We start from the raw sequence: 15,761 nt of genomic DNA, 5'->3' as shown, positions 1-15,761 counted from the left end.
CACTGGAATACTAGGCAGGGGTGTCGGCGAGCTCACGCCCGATGCGGCGCAGCTGCTCCGTCGCGCTACCAGACGCGAACTCGCCGTGCTTCGCGGCCAGGAAGTAGCGATGTATCGGATGGTCTTCGTCGATGCCGACACCGCCGTGTACATGTACCGCGGTGTGCGCGACACGGTGCCCGGCATCGGAAGCCCAGAACTTCGCCGTCGCAACGTCGACATCGGCGGGCAGGTCCTCGGACACCCGCCATGCGGCCTGCCACAAGGTCAGTCGCAGCCCCTTGACGTCGATGTACCCGTCGGCCAGTCGCTGTGCCACCGCCTGGAAGCCACCGATCGGCTTACCGAACTGCTCGCGGGTACGCGCGTAGTCGGCTGTCAGCTCCAGGGCCCGCTCCAGCACGCCGAGCTGGTAAGCGCTGTGGCCCAAGGACTCCCGCTGTCGCAGCCACGTAACCACTGCCTCTCCGCCGACCCTGCGATCGGCCGAGACGGGGACCTCGGACAGGATGAGTTCCGCGGAGCTGTCCTTACCGGTGGTGTCCAGGGTCTCCTGGGTGACGCCGGCGTCGTCGGCGGCCACAAGAAAGACCGCGGTACCGGTCTCGGTCTCGGCGGACACCAGATAAGCATCGGCCTCCACCCCAAACGGCACCAAGGTGCGATTGCCGGTCAGGACGTAGCCTGCGCCCTCGGTACGCGCGGCCACCGGGCCCTCGCCCGGCTCGCCGTCGAGCGCGATCGTCAGTACTTTCTTGCCGGCGACAGCCGGTGCGGCCCAATCATTCTGTAGCGCCTCGGACCCGAAGGCGGCGAGTGCGCCTGCAGCCAGCACCACCGACTCCAGGTACGGCACGGCAGCCAGTTCGCGGCCCAGTTCGACAAGAATCGACGACTGCTCCAGAACACCGAAACCGCCACCGCCCACAGGCTCGGGGGCCGCGGTGGACAGGATGTCCGCCTCGGCGAGCTTGGCCCAGAGCTGCCAGTCAAACCGGCTGTCCTGCTTGTCGAGTTCCTTCTGCCGCTCCGGCGTACTAACCGCCGACGCGATGGTGCGAGTCAGGCCGGCGAGGTCGGTCTGTGCCTCGGTAAGGGAGAAATCCATAGTGTGTGGAGCCCTTCTAGTTTGTAAGAGCTAGCGTGTCGCGGCAGGCTGGCCGAGTGCGGTCATCGCGATGATGTCGCGCTGAACCTCATTGGTGCCACCGCCGAATGTGAGGATCAAGCAGGCCCGGTGCATCCGCTCGACGCGGCCGCGCAGCTGCGCGCCCGGGGAGCCCTGACGGAGCGTTGCGGCCGTTCCGAGAACCTCCATGAGAAGGCGGTAGGCCTCGGTGGCAAGTTCGGTACCGAAGACCTTGGTAGCCGAGGCGTCGGCGGGGGAGGGGGCGGCGGTGGTGGACGCCAGTTCCCAGTTGATGAGCTTGAGGTATTCGACCTTGGCATGCACCTTGGCCAGGTTCAGCTGAACCCATTCCGAATCGATGATTCGGCCACCCGGGCCCTTGGTGTTCTGGGCCCACTCGCGGACCTCGCGCAGCGCGGTGACGATTGGTGCCGACGACACCAGTGCGACACGCTCGTGGTTCAGCTGGTTGGTCACCAGCTTCCAGCCCGCGTTCTCCTCACCAACCCGGCTCGTCGCCGGTACGCGCACATCCTGGTAGTAGGTGGCGCTGGTGCCGGGTCCGGCCATGGTGCGCACCTTGGTGTACGAGAAGCCCTCGGCGGTAGTGGGCACGATGAGCATCGAGATACCACGGTGCTTCTTCACTTCGGTGTTGGTACGCACCGCCAGCCAGATGTAGTCGGCGTACTCGATGAGGCTGGTCCACATCTTCTGGCCGTTGATGACGTAGTCGTCACCGTCGCGGACCGCCGATGTACGCAGTGAGGCGAGGTCGGTGCCCGCGCCAGGCTCGGAGTAACCGATGGAGAAGTGCAGCTGTCCCGCAGCGATCTTGGGCAGGAAGAACTTCTTCTGCTCTTCGCTGCCGAAGTGCATGATGGTCGGCGCGACGCTGTTGATCGTCAGGAACGGCACCGGGGCACCGGCGACGGCGGCCTCATCGGTGAAGATCAGCTGATCCATCACCGAACGGCCTTGGCCGCCAAACTCCTTGGGCCAGCCCAGGGCCAGCCAGCCATCGGCGCCCATCTGCTCAACGGTCTCGCGGTAGACGTTTCCGCTGCCGTACTCACCTTGATTCGACGCGAGGGCCTCGCGACGCTCCGGGGTCAGCAGTTTGTCGAAGTACGCGCGCAGTTCGCGGCGCAGCTCTTCCTGCTCGGGCGTGTAAGCGATGTGCATGTGTGACCTCCGCTGCCGTGGCTCTCAGGTGTGACCCACGTTGACACAAGATTTGTAACACGTTCTAGTCTAGGGAGTCCAGACGCGACTTCACTGCACAAACCCTGCCCAGCGATCCTGGCGTCACGGGGGTTGTGTCGACGGTCACGTGTCGTAGTCTGGCGATACAGCCCAGTTTGAACGATGGCGTCGGCTCGGAGAGTCGGAAAGCGTCGGAATGCCCCAATGAGGAGGTTTCCTATGCGTGTCGGTGCAGTTCCTGACCGGTGTGAAGGCAACTTGGTATGCCTTGGGATCGCTCCGGAGGTATTCGACGTCGATGACGACGACTATGTCGTCATCCTGCAGGAGGAAGTACCGGCCGATCAGGAAGATTTGGTCGAGCAGGCGATCGCGGAGTGCCCGCGCGCCGCATTGATTCGCAAAGACTAGAGGCATTCGTAAACCACCCGGTCCGTTGAGTTCGAACGAACGGAGCCGGCGTGGTCGGGTGCGTCCGGAAAGCATGGACTGAAGGGATATATCTATGAGCGCGATTGCTGATGCCGATCTAAGTGGTCGGGTCGCCATTGTCACCGGAGCGGCCGCTGGTCTCGGCCGCGCCGAGGCGATCGGTCTGGCCCGGTCCGGAGCGACGGTCGTCGTCAACGACATCGCGCCCGCCCTAGAGAAGAGCGATGTGCTCGACGAGATCGCGGCGGTGGGATCCAAGGGAGTGACCGTCGCGGGCGATATCGGTGAGCGCACCACGGCCGACGAGCTGATCTCCACCGCCGAATCACTTGGTGGAGTGCATGTTGTGGTCAACAACGCGGGTATCACCCGTGACCGGATGCTCTTCAACATGTCGGACGAGGAGTTCGACGCCGTTATCCGTGTGCACCTTCGTGGCCACTTCCTGCTGACCCGTAACGCGGCCACCTACTGGCGCAATGCAGCGAAGGCCGCGGGCGCCCCCGTATACGGACGCCTAATTAATACGTCTTCGGAGGCAGGCCTGTTGGGGCCGGAGGGTCAGGCCAACTACGGCGCCGCCAAGGCGGGTATCACCGCGCTGACGTTGTCGGCGGCGCGTGCCCTCGGCCGCTCCGGAGTGCGCGCCAATGCCATCGCCCCGCGTGCCCGTACGGCGATGACCGCCGACGTCTTCGGTGAGGCACCGGAGGGTTCTGTCGACCCGTTGTCACCCGAGCATGTGGTGTCCCTGGTGCGGTACCTCGCCTCGCCCGCCGCCGAAGCCGTGAACGGTCAGCTGTTCATCGTGTACGGGCCGACCGTGACGCTGCTGGCTGCGCCTACAGTGGAAGCGAAGTTCACCGCAGAGTCGGACGCATGGGATCCGTCGGCACTCAATTCGGCCCTGGCTGATTTCTTTGCTGGACATGATCCCAAGAGGACATTTTCGGCGACCGCACTGATGGTCGAAGATTAAGGAACGATGAGGGTGGCGGTGCGATCCGGAATAGAACCAGTTCTAGATATCGCATCAAAATCCCAGCGCAAAGTGGACGCGGTGTGCGATTTGCCCGCCCATAGATGAATTGACACTAAGAATTTTTTCTCGTTAATATGATGCGCCTCACAGCGTGGTAGGTACACGTCGATCGTTAACCGAGTTGTCGGGCGAGGCAGCGATGTGTGAGACAGGAGCAAAGGTTGAAGCAGCAGCTCGCGGCGCCAGCGCGTGCCGTCGGCGGCTTCGTCTCCATGTCGTTGGCCACGTTTCGGAACATGTTCCGCCGCCCGTTCCAGGGGCAGGAGTTCCTGGACCAGACATGGTTCATCGCACGGGTCTCGTTGGTGCCGACGCTTTTGGTCGCCATCCCCTTCACCGTGCTGGTCGCCTTCACGCTCAACATCCTGCTGCGCGAGATCGGTGCCGCAGACCTGTCCGGTGCGGCCACGGCCTTCGGCACCGTGACGCAGCTTGGCCCGGTGGTGACGGTGCTCGTCGTCGCGGGCGCCGGTGCCACGGCGATCTGCGCCGACCTGGGTGCCCGCACCATCCGCGAGGAGATCGACGCGATGCAGGTGCTGGGCATCGATCCGATCCAGCGGCTCGTGGTGCCGCGGGTGCTGGCGTCGACGTTCGTCGCACTGCTGCTGAACGGCCTGGTGTGTGCCATCGGCATGGTCGGCGGCTATGTGTTCTCGGTCTTTCTGCAGGGCGTCAACCCGGGAGCCTTCATCAACGGCCTGACGGTGCTCACCGGTCTGGGCGAGCTGATGATCTCGGAGGTAAAGGCGTTCCTGTTCGGCGTCTTCGCCGGTCTTGTCGGCTGTTATCGCGGACTTACCGTCAAGGGTGGGCCTAAGGGCGTGGGCGATGCGGTCAACGAGACCGTCGTCTACTCCTTTATTTGTTTGTTCGTCATCAATGTGGTCATGACGGCCATCGGCGTCCGGGTCCTGGTGAAGCACTGATGAGCGACTTGCGCGAAGAAGCAAGTTCGCTGATGAGCGACTTGCGCAAAGAGGCGACTATCTAGTGGCCGGACCGTATCTTTCGACGCACACGCTTACCTCCTATACCGTTCGGTATATGCGTGGTCTGGGGCGCTCATTCGACAAGTTCGGTGCGCAGGCTCTCTTCTATGCGGAGTCCCTGAGCTACATCCCCGCGGCGTTGACGAAGTACCGCAAGGAAACCATCCGGGTGCTTGCCGAGATCACCATGGGCACGGGCGCCCTGGTGATGATCGGCGGCACCGTGGGCGTCGCGGTGTTCCTGACGCTGGCCTCCGGTGGCGTTATCGCGGTGCAGGGCTACTCCTCACTCGGCAACATCGGTATCGAGGCGCTCACCGGCTTCCTATCGGCCTTCCTCAACGTGCGCATCATCGCGCCGGTGGTGGCAGGTATCGCGATGGCGGCGACGATCGGTGCCGGAACGACCGCTCAGCTCGGTGCCATGCGGGTTGCCGAAGAGATCGATGCGCTGGAAACCATGGCGGTGCATGCGATTTCGTATCTGGTGTCCACCCGCTTGGTAGCCGGGCTAATCGCCATCGTTCCGCTGTATTCGCTGTCGGTGCTGGCGGCGTTCTTCGCGTCCCGCGCGACCACAGTGGTGATCAACGGCCAGTCCCCGGGTGTGTACGACCACTACTTCAACACCTTCCTGGTACCCACCGACCTGCTGTGGTCATTCCTGCAGGCGATCGTCATGTCGGTGGTGGTGATGCTGGTGCACACCAACTACGGATTCAACGCCTCCGGCGGACCGGTCGGTGTGGGCGTTGCTGTCGGTCAGGCCGTACGTACCTCTCTCATCGTGGTCGTGCTCGTCACCCTGTTCATCTCGCTCGCCGTGTACGGCGGGTCCGGCCACTTCAACCTTTCGGGCTAGGGACCAGATGTCATCCGCAGACTCATCGCGTCGATCCGTCCGGCTTGCCGGCACGGTGTTGGCTGCGCTGCTGGTGGGGTTCACCGCGCTGACCTATTTCGCTTACAACGACGCCTTTTCGGATACCAAGTCCATCACCGTCGTCTCGCCGCGGGCCGGTCTGGTGATGGAGGAGGGCGGCAAGGTCAAGTTCCATGGCCTGCAGATCGGCAAGGTCAAGTCGATCACCTATGCCAGCGAGCAGGCGAAGCTGGAACTCGCCGTCAACACCAAAGACCTCAGGTTGATTCCGTCGAACGCCACTGTCCGCATCGCGGGTACCACGGTGTTCGGCGCCAAGTCGGTGGAATTCCTCGCTCCGCAACAGCCTTCGGATTCATCGCTGCGACCGGGTGCGACGGTGACCGCCGAGTCGGTGGCCCTCGAAGTCAACACCGTGTTCGAGAACCTCGCCCGATTGCTCGGCAAGATCGACCCGGTCAACCTCAACGCCACCCTGACCGCCGTCGGTGAAGGATTGCGCGGGAACGGGGACAACTTCGGGCAGGGCCTTGTTGAGCTCGATCAATACCTGGATCAGCTGAATCCGAAACTTCCTGTGCTGCAGCAAGATTTCCAGAAGGCCGCGCAGGTGGGACAGATCTACGGCGACTCCGCGCAGGACATCGTGCGCATCCTCGACAATGTGCCTACCCTGAGCCGCACGATCGTCGACCAGCAGCAGGACCTCAAGCAGACGCTGCTGGCCGCCATCGGGTTGGGCAATAACGGATACGAAACCCTTGCCCCCGCAGAGAAAGACCTCACGGCGGCGCTGCAGCGGTTACGGGCCCCCACCACACTGCTCGGCAGGTACTCGCCGGAAATTCCCTGCACGCTGCAGGCGATCTCCAAAGCGCTGGTGACCTTCACACCGCTGATCGGTGGCGTTCGGCCAGGTCTGTTCCTGAGCAACAGTTTTCCGTTGGGTGCGCCGGTATACACGTATCCGGACAGCCTGCCCATCGTGAACGGCTCAGGCGGACCCAATTGCCGTGGCCTACCGAATATTCCGACGAAGGCGCAGAACGGTTCCTGGTACCGATCGCCCTTCCTGGTGACCGATAACGCCTACATCCCGTACAAGCCGGTGGAAGAACTGCAAGTCAACGCTCCCGACACCCTGCAGTACCTCTACAACGGCTCCTTCGCGAAGCGAAGTGAGTTCTAAATGAGGAACAGAAGCACACAGGTCAAGGTCATCGTCTTCACCGTGGTCATGCTGCTGGTGGCGGCGGGTCTGATCATCACCTTCGGTGAGTTTCGGTTCGGTGCGGGCAAGCGCTATCACGCAATCTTCACCACGGCATCCGATTTGAGATCCGGGCAGAAGGTCCGCATTGCCGGCGTCCCGGTGGGGCGCGTCAAGGATGTGTCTCTCAGCCGGGACAACAATGTCGACGTCACCTTCGACGTCGATTCGAAATACCAGCTCTACAGCTCTAGCCGGGCGATCATCAGGTACGAGAACCTGGTCGGCGACCGGTATCTGGAGATCTCCTCAGGTCCTGGAGAGCTGCGCAAGCTGCCCGACGGCGGAACGCTCGACAAGGAGCACACCCAGCCCGCCCTCGATCTGGATGCGCTACTCGGCGGACTTCGGCCGGTGGTCAAGGGATTCGACGCCGCGAAGGTCAACGAGATCAGCAACGCGTTCATTCAGATCCTGCAGGGCCAGGGTGGGACGCTTTCCCAATTGCTGGGCGACACCTCCTCATTCACCTCAGGACTGGCCGAACGCGATCAGCTGATCGGCGATGTGATCAACCATTTGAACGAAGTGCTTGCCACCCTCGATTCGAAGAGCAGCCAGTTCTCATCGAGCGTCGATCAGCTGCAGCAGCTGGTCTCCGGCTTGGCACAACAACGCGACGTGATTGCCGGCGCCTTGCCGCCGCTTGCTTCGACGGCCTCATCGCTGGAATCGGTGCTCAAGGACACCCGCCCGTATATCAAGGGCACCATCGAACAAACGCGCCAGCTGGCCACCCGGATGGACGAGCGTAAGGCCGATATCAACGTCGTCGTCGAGAACTTGGCCGAGAACTACCTGCGGCTCAACGCTCTTGGCGCCTACGGATCCTTCTTCAACATCTTTTACTGCTCCATCCGGATCAAGGTCAACGGACCCGTCGGAACCGATTGGTTGATCCCGTTTGGTGGACCGCCCGACCCATCGAAGGGCAGGTGTTCCTTCAAGAATGAGTGACATAGGGGAGAAAGATCCGGTACGGACCGGCATCTTCGGTATCGCCGCGGTGACGATGGTGGTGCTCGTCGCCTTCGGCTACACGGGCCTGCCCTTCTGGCCGCAAGGCAGGGAGTACACCGGGTATTTCGCGGACTCCGGAGGCATCGAGGCGGGCGGCAACGTCTTCGTCTCGGGCATCAAGGTGGGTCAAGTTAAGAATGTGTCCTTGACGGGCAACAAGGTTCGTGTGACCTTCACGGTGGATCGTTCCATCCATCTCGGCGACCAGTCACTGGCCGCGATCAGGACCAGCACCGTGCTGGGCGAGAAATCGGTTTCGGTCACCCCGCTTGGGTCGGGTCGCATCACCGAGATCCCGCTTGGTCGCACCACGACTCCGTACACGCTCAACACCGCGCTGAGCGACCTGGGCGGAGCCGCTGGGGGGATAGACAAGGCGCAGCTGGACCAGTCGCTGCAGGTCCTTACCGACGCGATGCGTGATGCCACACCGCAATTGCGTGGCGCTCTGGACGGTGTCGCTTCCCTGTCGCGCACGCTGAACGCCCGCGATGCCGCGCTCGAACAACTATTGGCGCGCGCCAAATCGGTCAGTGGGATCCTGTCCGAACGTGCCGGGCAGGTGAACAAGCTTGTCACCGACGGCAATCAACTGTTCGCCGCGCTCGATGAGCGACGTCTGGCCATCAGTGAGCTGATCAACCGAGTCCAGGGACTCTCGCAGCAGATCAGCGGATTCGTGGCCGATAACCGCCAAGAGTTCCGGCCCACCATGGAGAAGCTGGGCGTGGTGCTGGACGATCTGCTCCAGCGGAAGGCGCACATCAGCGAGGCACTCAAACGCCTACCCGGATACGGCACAGCCCTTGGTGAGGTTGTGTCCTCTGGACCGGGCTTCCATGTCAACGTTTACGGCTTCCCGCCCGCCACGCTGACCGCCGTCATGTTCGACACCTACTTCCAGCCCGGCAAGCTGCCTGCCAGCCTCTCGGACTACCTGAACGGTCTGATCGGTGAACGCCAAGTGATGAGGCCGAAATCGCCATGACAGCATCAAAGACTTGGCTCAAGCGGAGCGCCTTCGCGATGCTTGCCGTCGCTCTGGTGGGCGGCCTGCTGTATTGGGTGTGGCCCAGCCGCGGGACGCACAAACTCGTCGGTCACTTCACCTCTGCCATCGCGCTGTACCCGGGCGATGATGTTCGGATTCTCGGCGTGAAGGCCGGGCGCATTAGCGCCGTCGAGCCGCGTGAAGGTGACGTGAAGGTCACCATGGAGATCCCCGACGAGTTCAAGGTGCCTCAGGGGGCTCAAGCGATCATCATGGCCCCGAACCTGGTGAGTGCCAGGTTTGTTCAGCTGACCCCTGCCTACACCGAGGGGCCGGCGCTGGGCGACGGGGCGTCGTTGGGGCTGGATAAGACCGCGGTCCCGATCGAGTGGGACGAGGTCAAGACCGAACTGGCCAAGCTCAGCGATAGCTTGGGGCCACAAGGCGAATCTAAAGGTCCGGTAAGCGATTTCATCAACCAGGCGGCCAGCACTTTCGACGGCAACGGTGACTCGTTCCGCAATTCGGTCCGTGAGCTCTCACAAGCGGCCGGGCGGCTGGGGGACTCGCGCACGGATCTGTTCGGCACCATCAAGAACCTTCAGGTGCTGGTAGATGCATTGGCGAACTCCAACGAGCAAGTCGTACAGTTCAGCACCCATCTGGCGTCGGTCTCCAAGGTGCTGGCGGCCAGCACCGAGAACCTCGGTCCCACCCTTGGCGCGCTCAACCAGGCACTCACCGATGTGCGAGGTTTCCTGGGAGACACCAACTCCGCGCTCATTGACTCGGTGAACAAACTGAGCGATTTCGTGAAGATCTTCTCCGACCAGAGCGACGACGTCGAGCAGATCCTCCACGTCGCACCGAACGGCCTCGCCAACTTCTACAACATCTACAACCCGGCAGCCGGCACGTTGAACGGAATGCTCTCGATTCCGAACCTGGCCAATCCGGTTCAGTTCATCTGCGGTGGTGTGTTCGAAACAGGTACCAAGACCGAGTATCTGAAGCGGGCCGAGATCTGCCGTGAACGGATGGGTCCCGTGCTGCGCCGCGCGACCTTCAACTACGCCCCGATCCTGCTGCACCCGATCAACCAGATCTCGGCGTACAAGGGACAGATCATCTACGACACCCCCGAGACCGAAGCGAAGTCCGAGGCGCCGCGTGAGGACCTGGTCTGGGTTCGCCCCAACGGCGCGCCGCCGCCGCCCAAGCCGTCACCCCAGGACCTCAGCGCACTGATGCTCGGGCCCGATGAGGTCAACGCACCGCCGCCTCCCGGTACAGAACTGCGTCCCGCTGAGCCGGGGCCGGTGCCACCGGGATTCCCCGCAGCTCCAGCGGCGGATCAGGCAACGCCCATGATTCCGGGAGCGCCACGATGAGCCGAAACATATTGCGTGGCATGGCGCTCAGTGTTGGTGTCGCCGTAGTCGCGAGCGGATGTCAGTTCAATGGGCTCAACTCGCTGACTCTTCCGGGAACTGCAGGACACGGCTCACACTCCTACACGATCACCGTCGAACTACCCGATGTCACCACGTTGCCGCAGAACTCCCCGGTCATGGTGGACGACGTCACTGTGGGCAGTGTCTCCGGTATCGATGCCGCCCAAAAACCCGATGGGTCTTGGTATGCGGCGGTCAAGGTGGCATTGGGCCCGCAAGTCCAGCTGCCTGCCAATGCTGTTGCGAAGGTCGCCCAGACCAGTCTTCTCGGCTCGCAGCACATCGAGCTGGCCGCCCCCACTGCGGAGCCCGCGGAGGGGCGGTTGAAGGGTGGCGCGACCATTCCGCTGAGTCGGACCGGTAAGTACCCCAGCACCGAAGAGGTGCTGTCTGCATTGTCCGTCGTGGTGAACAAGGGCAATCTCGGTGCGATACAAGACATCACGGACGAGGCCTACAACATGTTCAAGGGGCGCACCGGGAACCTGACCCAGGTGCTGCCCAAGCTTGCCACGCTGATCTCCTCGCTGAACGCTCAGCGCGGTGACATCGTTTCGGCGATCGAGGGCATCGACAAGTTCTCGCGAGTCCTGGCTGAGCACAAGGAAAGCCTTGGGCGTGCAATCGATTCGATCGAGCCCGCGCTGAAGGTGCTCAACGAGAACCGCGCCAATATCGTGGAGGCGTTCCGTTCGGTAGGAAACCTCGCGAAGGTCACCGACCGGGTGCTCCGGACCGCAAAAGAAGATCTCGTCGCCGATCTCAAGGGGCTGTACCCGGTGGTTCGGGCATTGGCAGAGAACCGCGACGTATTGATCGACTCCCTCGACCTGCTGCCCACGTTCCCGTTCAGCACCAAGTACCTGAGGAACGCGGTGCGCGGCGACTATCTCAACGTGTTCGTGACGTTCGATCTGACCGCACGGCGCCTGGGTGAAACGCTTTTCACCACATCGTTCTTCGATCCGAACATGCAGCATTTCAACGACGTTGTGAACCCGCCGGAATGGCTGATCGGATCGATGGCCAACCTGAACGGCAAGGAGACCAGCCCGTTCGATTTGCCTGCACCGGCCGCTCCGCAGGGAGGTGGTCGCTGATGGAGAAACTGATCAAGACGCAGTTGGTGATCTTCGCCGTGGTAACGGTGATCAGCGTGGCCCTGATGGCCATCTTCTATCTGCGGTTGCCGTCGGCCCTCGGTATCGGCAATCACGAGGTAAAGGCAAAATTCGTCGCGACGGGCGGCTTGTACGAGAACGCGAACGTCACCTACCGCGGTGTGCAGATCGGCCGCGTGACCAACGTTGAGCTGACTCCTGAGGGCGTTACCGCCAACATGCGGCTCAACGACAATGTGAAGGTGCCGGGCAATGTCCTGGCCGCTGTCAAGAGCGTGTCCGCCATCGGTGAGCAGTACGTGGATCTGACCCCGCCTCCCACGGGTGCGGCCGGGAGTCTCCGTCACGGCGATGTCATCGGTACCGACCGCACCTCCATTCCCACCGACGTCTCCACCTTGTTGCGTCAGGCGGACGGCCTGGTGAACACCGTGGCCGATACCCGGCTGCGCGAGGTGCTGGCCGAGGCATTCAAGGCGTTCAACGGATCCGGTCAGGAGCTTTCCCGGCTGATCGATTCATCACGGCTGCTGATCCAAGAGGCCAACACCAACTACGACAGCACCACCAAATTGATCGATCAGGTGGGGCCGCTGCTGGACGCCCAGATCCGCAGCGGTGACAACATCCGCGGTGGCGTGTCCAGTCTGGCGGCGTTGACTGATCATTTCGTCAAGGCCGATCCGCAGCTGCGGCAGTTCCTCAAGGTGGCGCCGGGCGCTGCCGAGCAAGCCTCCGAACTGTTCGCGGGTATCCGTCCGTCGTTCCCGGTCCTCGCGGCGAGCCTGGCCAATTTGGGTCGTGTCGGCGTTATCTACAACAAGTCGATCGAGCAGTCACTGGTGATTCTCCCGGCGCTGTTCTCGGCGCTGTTGACCGTGGCGGGTGGTGCGCCGATGGACGAGGGCGCGAAGTTGGACTTCCGGCTGAACCTGGGTGATCCGCCGCCGTGCCTGACCGGTTTCGTGCCGCCGCCGCTGATGCGCACCCCGGCCGATGAGACGCTGCGCGAACTGCCCAACGACATGTACTGCAAGACCGCACAGAACGATCCGAGCGCGGTGCGCGGTGCCAGGAACTACCCGTGCCAGGAATTCCCCGGTAAGCGGGCACCGACCATTCAGCTGTGCCGCGATCCGCGCGGATACGTGCCGATCGGCACTAACCCGTGGCGTGGCCCGCCGGTACCGTACGGCACCCCGGTGGAGGATCCTCGGAACATCCTGCCGCCCAATAAGTTCCCGAACATCCCGCCGGATGCCGAGCCGGACCCGGGTACACCGACACTGCTGCCGCCGCCGGCACCGGCACCGCCGCAGGTGGCGGGCGATGCGACGCCGGTGGCAGCGAAATCGGAGCCGATGGTCGCCCGTGCCTATGATCCGAAGAGCGGCGTCTTTCTCGACGGCAATAATCAGCCAAGCGTCTATGCGCCCGCGCTGGACCGTGGCAGTGAGGCGGAGACGTGGGCGGATCTGATGTTGGGGCCGAAGCCGGTATGACCCAAGAAGATATGACCCAAGAAGATATGACGGAGCCACCGCAGCCTGATGGTCTTCGCGCAAGTGGCTCATCATCGGTGACCCGGCGCCGGGCGGCTCGACCTGCCGGCCCGACGGGTGAGATCGGTGCCGAGCCCATCAGTGTTTCGTTGGGCCGCACCGAGGCCCGGTCGAAACCCGAGCCCTCCGTTGCGGCTTCACGGCGTACCGGTAACGCGCGCGCGGTGGCCCGGGTCGCGGCGGTGGCCGCGGTAGTGCTCATCGGTGCCTTAGGGGTGGCGGTAGCGCTCATGGGCCGCGCTCAGCATCGCGATGACCTTCAGGCCGCGCGCGATCAGCGCTTCGTAGACACCGCCGTGCAGACGGTGACGAACATGATGACTTACGGCCAGGACAGCATTGACAAGAATGTCGACCAGTTCGTTAACAGCACCAGCGGACCGTTGCGGGGCACGTTCAACCCCGACAACACTGCCAATCTCAAAGCGCTGTACCACCAAACCGGGTCCAGCTCGGAGGTGGTGATCAAGAAGGCGAGCCTGGAGAGTGTCGACGAGGTGAGCAAGAAGGCCTCGATACTCATCTCCGCGCGCGTGACCCTCACCAACGCCGACTCGGGGGTCAACGAGCCCTCCAAGTCGTACCGCATGCGGATGATCGTCGCCGAGGATCAGCAGGGCAACATGACGGCGTATGACCTGCGGTGGCCGGACGGGCAGAGCTGATGCGCTGGTTGACAAGAGTATTCGTCGCGACCGTGGTGCTCGCCGTGATCGGGTTGTCGGCCGTCGCAGGCGGAATGTACTGGCACAGGGTCGACACGAAGGCCAGTCGGGCCGCCGGTGAAACACTGATCAAGCAGGCCGGCAAGCAGGTTGGAAGTATCTTCGGATACGACTACCAGACCGTCGAACGCAGTCTCGACCAACAGTACGCGGGGCTGACTCCTGAGTACCGGCGCGAGTTCCAAGACAAGGCCAACAGGGAGATCATCCCGCAGGCCAAACAGCGCAAGATCGTCAGCCAGACAAGCATCGTAGGTACCGGAATCATTGCCGCACATAGAGACTCGGCGCAGGTGGTGGTGTACATGAACCGCACCATCACCGACCAGTCGCGCACTCCGGTGTATGACTCGTCGTCGATTCAGGTGAACTATGAGCGTGTCGGCGACAAGTGGTTGATCGCCTACATCACGCCACTCTAGAGAGGCTCGCCGCCCAATACCGCGGGCTGCTCCGGTGCGATCGAGTCACCGGTGGCGGGAGTCGCCAGCGCCTCGAGAAATGCGCGCGCCCACCGATCCACGTCGTGAGCGAGTACCTGGCGGCGTAGCGCCCGCATCCGGCGCCGCCCTTCCTCCGGGGCCTGGTTGAGCGCAGACTCGATACCGTCCTTCACGCCGTCGATATCGTGCGGATTGACCAGGTATGCCTGGCGTAATTCCGCTGCGGCGCCTGTGAATTCGGAGAGGATCAGCGAGCCGCCCAGATCGCTGCGGCAGGCGACGTACTCCTTGGCCACCAGGTTCATACCGTCACGCAGGGGTGTCACCAACATGACATCGGCGGCGACGAAGAATGCAATGAGATCCTCGCGCGGCACCGGTCGATGCAGGTAATGCACCACCGGATGTCCGACTTCGCCGAACTCTCCGTTGATGTGACCCACCTGCTGTTCCACATCGCCGCGCATCTTCTTGTAGCTCTCGACGCGTTCGCGACTGGGGGTGGCGAGCTGGACGAATACCGTGTCCCGGCTGCTGGCTCTGCCCTCGGCGAGTAGTTCCTCGTAGGCGTGCAGTCGAATATCGATGCCCTTGGTGTAGTCGAGCCTGTCCACGCCCAGCAGGATCTTGCGCGGTCCACCGAGCTCGGCGCGAATCTCCTTGGCGCGCTGGCGTATCTGCTTGCTGCGGGACACATTGTCGAGCTGCGTCGAGTCGATGGAGATGGGAAATGCGCCCACTTTCACCGTGCGGAAGCCCACTCGGATCTCGCCGAACCGCGAGCGCACACCGATGGAGGCGCGAGATGTGCTGGCGCCCACCAATCTTCGCGCTAAGTACATGAAGTTCTGGGCACCGCCGGCCAGATGGAATCCGATGAGGTCGGCGCCCAGTAGGCCGTCGACGATCTCGGTGCGCCACGGCATCTGCATGAACAGCTCGACGGGCGGGAAGGGGATATGCAGAAAGAAGCCGATGGTCAGATCGGGGCGCAGCATGCGAAGCATCTTGGGCACCAGCTGGAGCTGATAGTCCTGCACCCAGATTGTGGCGCCCTCCGCTGCGACTGCCGCGGTTGCCTCCGCGAACTTGCGGTTGACGTCGACGTAGGTCTGCCACCACTCGCGGTGATATTCCGGTTTGACGATCACATCGTGATAAAGCGGCCACAGGGTGGCGTTGGAGAAGCCTTCGTAGTACTCGGCGACTTCTTCGGTGGAGAGGCGCACCGAGTAGAGGACCATGTCGTCCTCTGAGACCGGCTCAACGTCGGTGTCAGGGACCCCGGGCCAGCCCACCCAGGCGCCGCGGCGCTTGCGTAGCAGCGGCTCCATCGCGGTGACGAGCCCACCGGGGCTGCGCTTCCAGCTATTGGAGCCGTCGGGCAGCTTCACTAGGTCGATCGGGAGGCGATTGGCGACGACGACGAAGTCGGAGGTGCCGGCAATAGCCTCTACCGGCGATCGTTCATCCGATCGAGGCTTCATTGAT

At 62.9% G+C, this 15,761-nt stretch carries 15 protein-coding genes; 12 read left to right on the top strand and 3 right to left on the bottom strand.

Annotated features, from left to right (window positions below; all coding sequences use genetic code 11):
* Nucleotides 1-10: 10 nt before the first annotated feature.
* Nucleotides 11-1,108 carry an acyl-CoA dehydrogenase family protein gene (locus tag MLB1_RS07415; RefSeq protein ID WP_180748988.1) on the bottom strand — a complete coding sequence of 366 codons (1,098 nt, stop codon included), beginning with the start codon at nucleotides 1,106-1,108 and terminating at the stop codon, nucleotides 11-13.
* A 30-nt stretch (nucleotides 1,109-1,138) separates the two neighbouring features.
* The gene (locus tag MLB1_RS07410; protein ID WP_180748987.1) at nucleotides 1,139-2,314 is read right to left on the bottom strand and encodes an acyl-CoA dehydrogenase family protein; all 1,176 of its coding nucleotides are present in this window, start codon (nucleotides 2,312-2,314) and stop codon (nucleotides 1,139-1,141) included.
* A 240-nt stretch (nucleotides 2,315-2,554) separates the two neighbouring features.
* Here MLB1_RS07410 and MLB1_RS07405 point away from each other — a divergent pair, with 240 nt between their 5' ends.
* The 12 genes from MLB1_RS07405 (at nucleotide 2,555) to MLB1_RS07350 (ending at nucleotide 14,249) form a co-directional block, all read left to right on the top strand.
* The gene (locus MLB1_RS07405) at nucleotides 2,555-2,746 is read left to right on the top strand and encodes a ferredoxin (protein ID WP_180748986.1); all 192 of its coding nucleotides are present in this window, start codon (nucleotides 2,555-2,557) and stop codon (nucleotides 2,744-2,746) included.
* A 94-nt stretch (nucleotides 2,747-2,840) separates the two neighbouring features.
* The gene (locus tag MLB1_RS07400) at nucleotides 2,841-3,746 is read left to right on the top strand and encodes a 3-oxoacyl-ACP reductase (RefSeq protein ID WP_180748985.1); all 906 of its coding nucleotides are present in this window, start codon (nucleotides 2,841-2,843) and stop codon (nucleotides 3,744-3,746) included.
* A 224-nt stretch (nucleotides 3,747-3,970) separates the two neighbouring features.
* On the top strand, nucleotides 3,971-4,738 hold the full coding sequence (locus tag MLB1_RS07395; RefSeq protein ID WP_180748984.1) for an ABC transporter permease: 768 nt from the start codon (nucleotides 3,971-3,973) through the stop codon (nucleotides 4,736-4,738).
* A gap of 118 nt (nucleotides 4,739-4,856) precedes the next feature.
* A complete protein-coding gene (locus tag MLB1_RS07390; protein ID WP_180748983.1) occupies nucleotides 4,857-5,663 on the top strand; it encodes an ABC transporter permease in 807 nt (268 codons plus the stop codon).
* 7 nt (nucleotides 5,664-5,670) lie between these two features.
* Nucleotides 5,671-6,873, top strand: a complete 1,203-nt coding sequence (locus tag MLB1_RS07385) for an MCE family protein (RefSeq protein WP_180748982.1) — start codon at nucleotides 5,671-5,673, stop codon at nucleotides 6,871-6,873.
* Nucleotides 6,874-7,911, top strand: a complete 1,038-nt coding sequence (locus tag MLB1_RS07380) for an MCE family protein (protein WP_180748981.1) — start codon at nucleotides 6,874-6,876, stop codon at nucleotides 7,909-7,911.
* Complete coding sequence (locus MLB1_RS07375; protein WP_180748980.1) at nucleotides 7,904-8,962, top strand: MCE family protein; 1,059 nt, start codon at nucleotides 7,904-7,906, stop codon at nucleotides 8,960-8,962. The genes MLB1_RS07380 and MLB1_RS07375 overlap by 8 nt, the downstream gene beginning before the upstream one ends.
* Nucleotides 8,959-10,356, top strand: coding sequence for an MCE family protein (locus MLB1_RS07370; RefSeq protein ID WP_180748979.1), 1,398 nt, complete (start codon nucleotides 8,959-8,961; stop codon nucleotides 10,354-10,356). Before MLB1_RS07375 ends, MLB1_RS07370 begins: the two co-directional genes overlap by 4 nt.
* Nucleotides 10,353-11,519: an MCE family protein gene (locus tag MLB1_RS07365; RefSeq protein ID WP_180748978.1), complete on the top strand. Its 1,167-nt coding sequence runs from the start codon at nucleotides 10,353-10,355 to the stop codon at nucleotides 11,517-11,519. Before MLB1_RS07370 ends, MLB1_RS07365 begins: the two co-directional genes overlap by 4 nt.
* Nucleotides 11,519-13,042 carry an MCE family protein gene (locus tag MLB1_RS07360; protein ID WP_180748977.1) on the top strand — a complete coding sequence of 508 codons (1,524 nt, stop codon included), beginning with the start codon at nucleotides 11,519-11,521 and terminating at the stop codon, nucleotides 13,040-13,042. Before MLB1_RS07365 ends, MLB1_RS07360 begins: the two co-directional genes overlap by 1 nt.
* 26 nt (nucleotides 13,043-13,068) lie before the next feature.
* Nucleotides 13,069-13,767 carry a mammalian cell entry protein gene (locus tag MLB1_RS07355; RefSeq protein WP_371750567.1) on the top strand — a complete coding sequence of 233 codons (699 nt, stop codon included), beginning with the start codon at nucleotides 13,069-13,071 and terminating at the stop codon, nucleotides 13,765-13,767.
* Nucleotides 13,746-14,249, top strand: a complete 504-nt coding sequence (locus MLB1_RS07350; RefSeq protein WP_180748975.1) for a mammalian cell entry protein — start codon at nucleotides 13,746-13,748, stop codon at nucleotides 14,247-14,249. Before MLB1_RS07355 ends, MLB1_RS07350 begins: the two co-directional genes overlap by 22 nt.
* Here MLB1_RS07350 and MLB1_RS07345 read toward each other — a convergent pair.
* Nucleotides 14,246-15,757 (bottom strand): trehalose-6-phosphate synthase, encoded by a 1,512-nt coding sequence (locus MLB1_RS07345; RefSeq protein WP_180748974.1) that lies wholly within the window; start codon nucleotides 15,755-15,757, stop codon nucleotides 14,246-14,248. The genes MLB1_RS07350 and MLB1_RS07345 overlap by 4 nt on opposite strands.
* Between the last annotated feature and the right edge of the window lie 4 nt (nucleotides 15,758-15,761).

This window comes from Mycobacteroides sp. LB1 (genome assembly GCF_013449725.1).
GTDB lineage: Bacteria > Actinomycetota > Actinomycetes > Mycobacteriales > Mycobacteriaceae > Mycobacterium.
The sequence above is the reverse complement of the archived record's forward strand: the minus strand, read 5'-3'. Positions and strand labels throughout refer to the sequence as shown.

Bases quoted from the DNA above. Each gene is read 5' to 3' on its own strand.
- MLB1_RS07415 (WP_180748988.1), bottom strand. From the start codon at position 1,108: ATGGATTTCTCCCTTACCGAGGCACAGACCGACCTCGCCGGCCTGACT.
- MLB1_RS07410 (WP_180748987.1), bottom strand. From the start codon at position 2,314: ATGCACATCGCTTACACGCCCGAGCAGGAAGAGCTGCGCCGCGAACTG.
- MLB1_RS07405 (WP_180748986.1), top strand. From the start codon at position 2,555: ATGCGTGTCGGTGCAGTTCCTGACCGGTGTGAAGGCAACTTGGTATGC.
- MLB1_RS07400 (WP_180748985.1), top strand. From the start codon at position 2,841: ATGAGCGCGATTGCTGATGCCGATCTAAGTGGTCGGGTCGCCATTGTC.
- MLB1_RS07390 (WP_180748983.1), top strand. From the start codon at position 4,857: ATGCGTGGTCTGGGGCGCTCATTCGACAAGTTCGGTGCGCAGGCTCTC.
- MLB1_RS07385 (WP_180748982.1), top strand. From the start codon at position 5,671: ATGTCATCCGCAGACTCATCGCGTCGATCCGTCCGGCTTGCCGGCACG.
- MLB1_RS07380 (WP_180748981.1), top strand. From the start codon at position 6,874: ATGAGGAACAGAAGCACACAGGTCAAGGTCATCGTCTTCACCGTGGTC.
- MLB1_RS07375 (WP_180748980.1), top strand. From the start codon at position 7,904: ATGAGTGACATAGGGGAGAAAGATCCGGTACGGACCGGCATCTTCGGT.
- MLB1_RS07370 (WP_180748979.1), top strand. From the start codon at position 8,959: ATGACAGCATCAAAGACTTGGCTCAAGCGGAGCGCCTTCGCGATGCTT.
- MLB1_RS07365 (WP_180748978.1), top strand. From the start codon at position 10,353: ATGAGCCGAAACATATTGCGTGGCATGGCGCTCAGTGTTGGTGTCGCC.
- MLB1_RS07360 (WP_180748977.1), top strand. From the start codon at position 11,519: ATGGAGAAACTGATCAAGACGCAGTTGGTGATCTTCGCCGTGGTAACG.
- MLB1_RS07355 (WP_371750567.1), top strand. From the start codon at position 13,069: ATGACGGAGCCACCGCAGCCTGATGGTCTTCGCGCAAGTGGCTCATCA.
- MLB1_RS07345 (WP_180748974.1), bottom strand. From the start codon at position 15,757: ATGAAGCCTCGATCGGATGAACGATCGCCGGTAGAGGCTATTGCCGGC.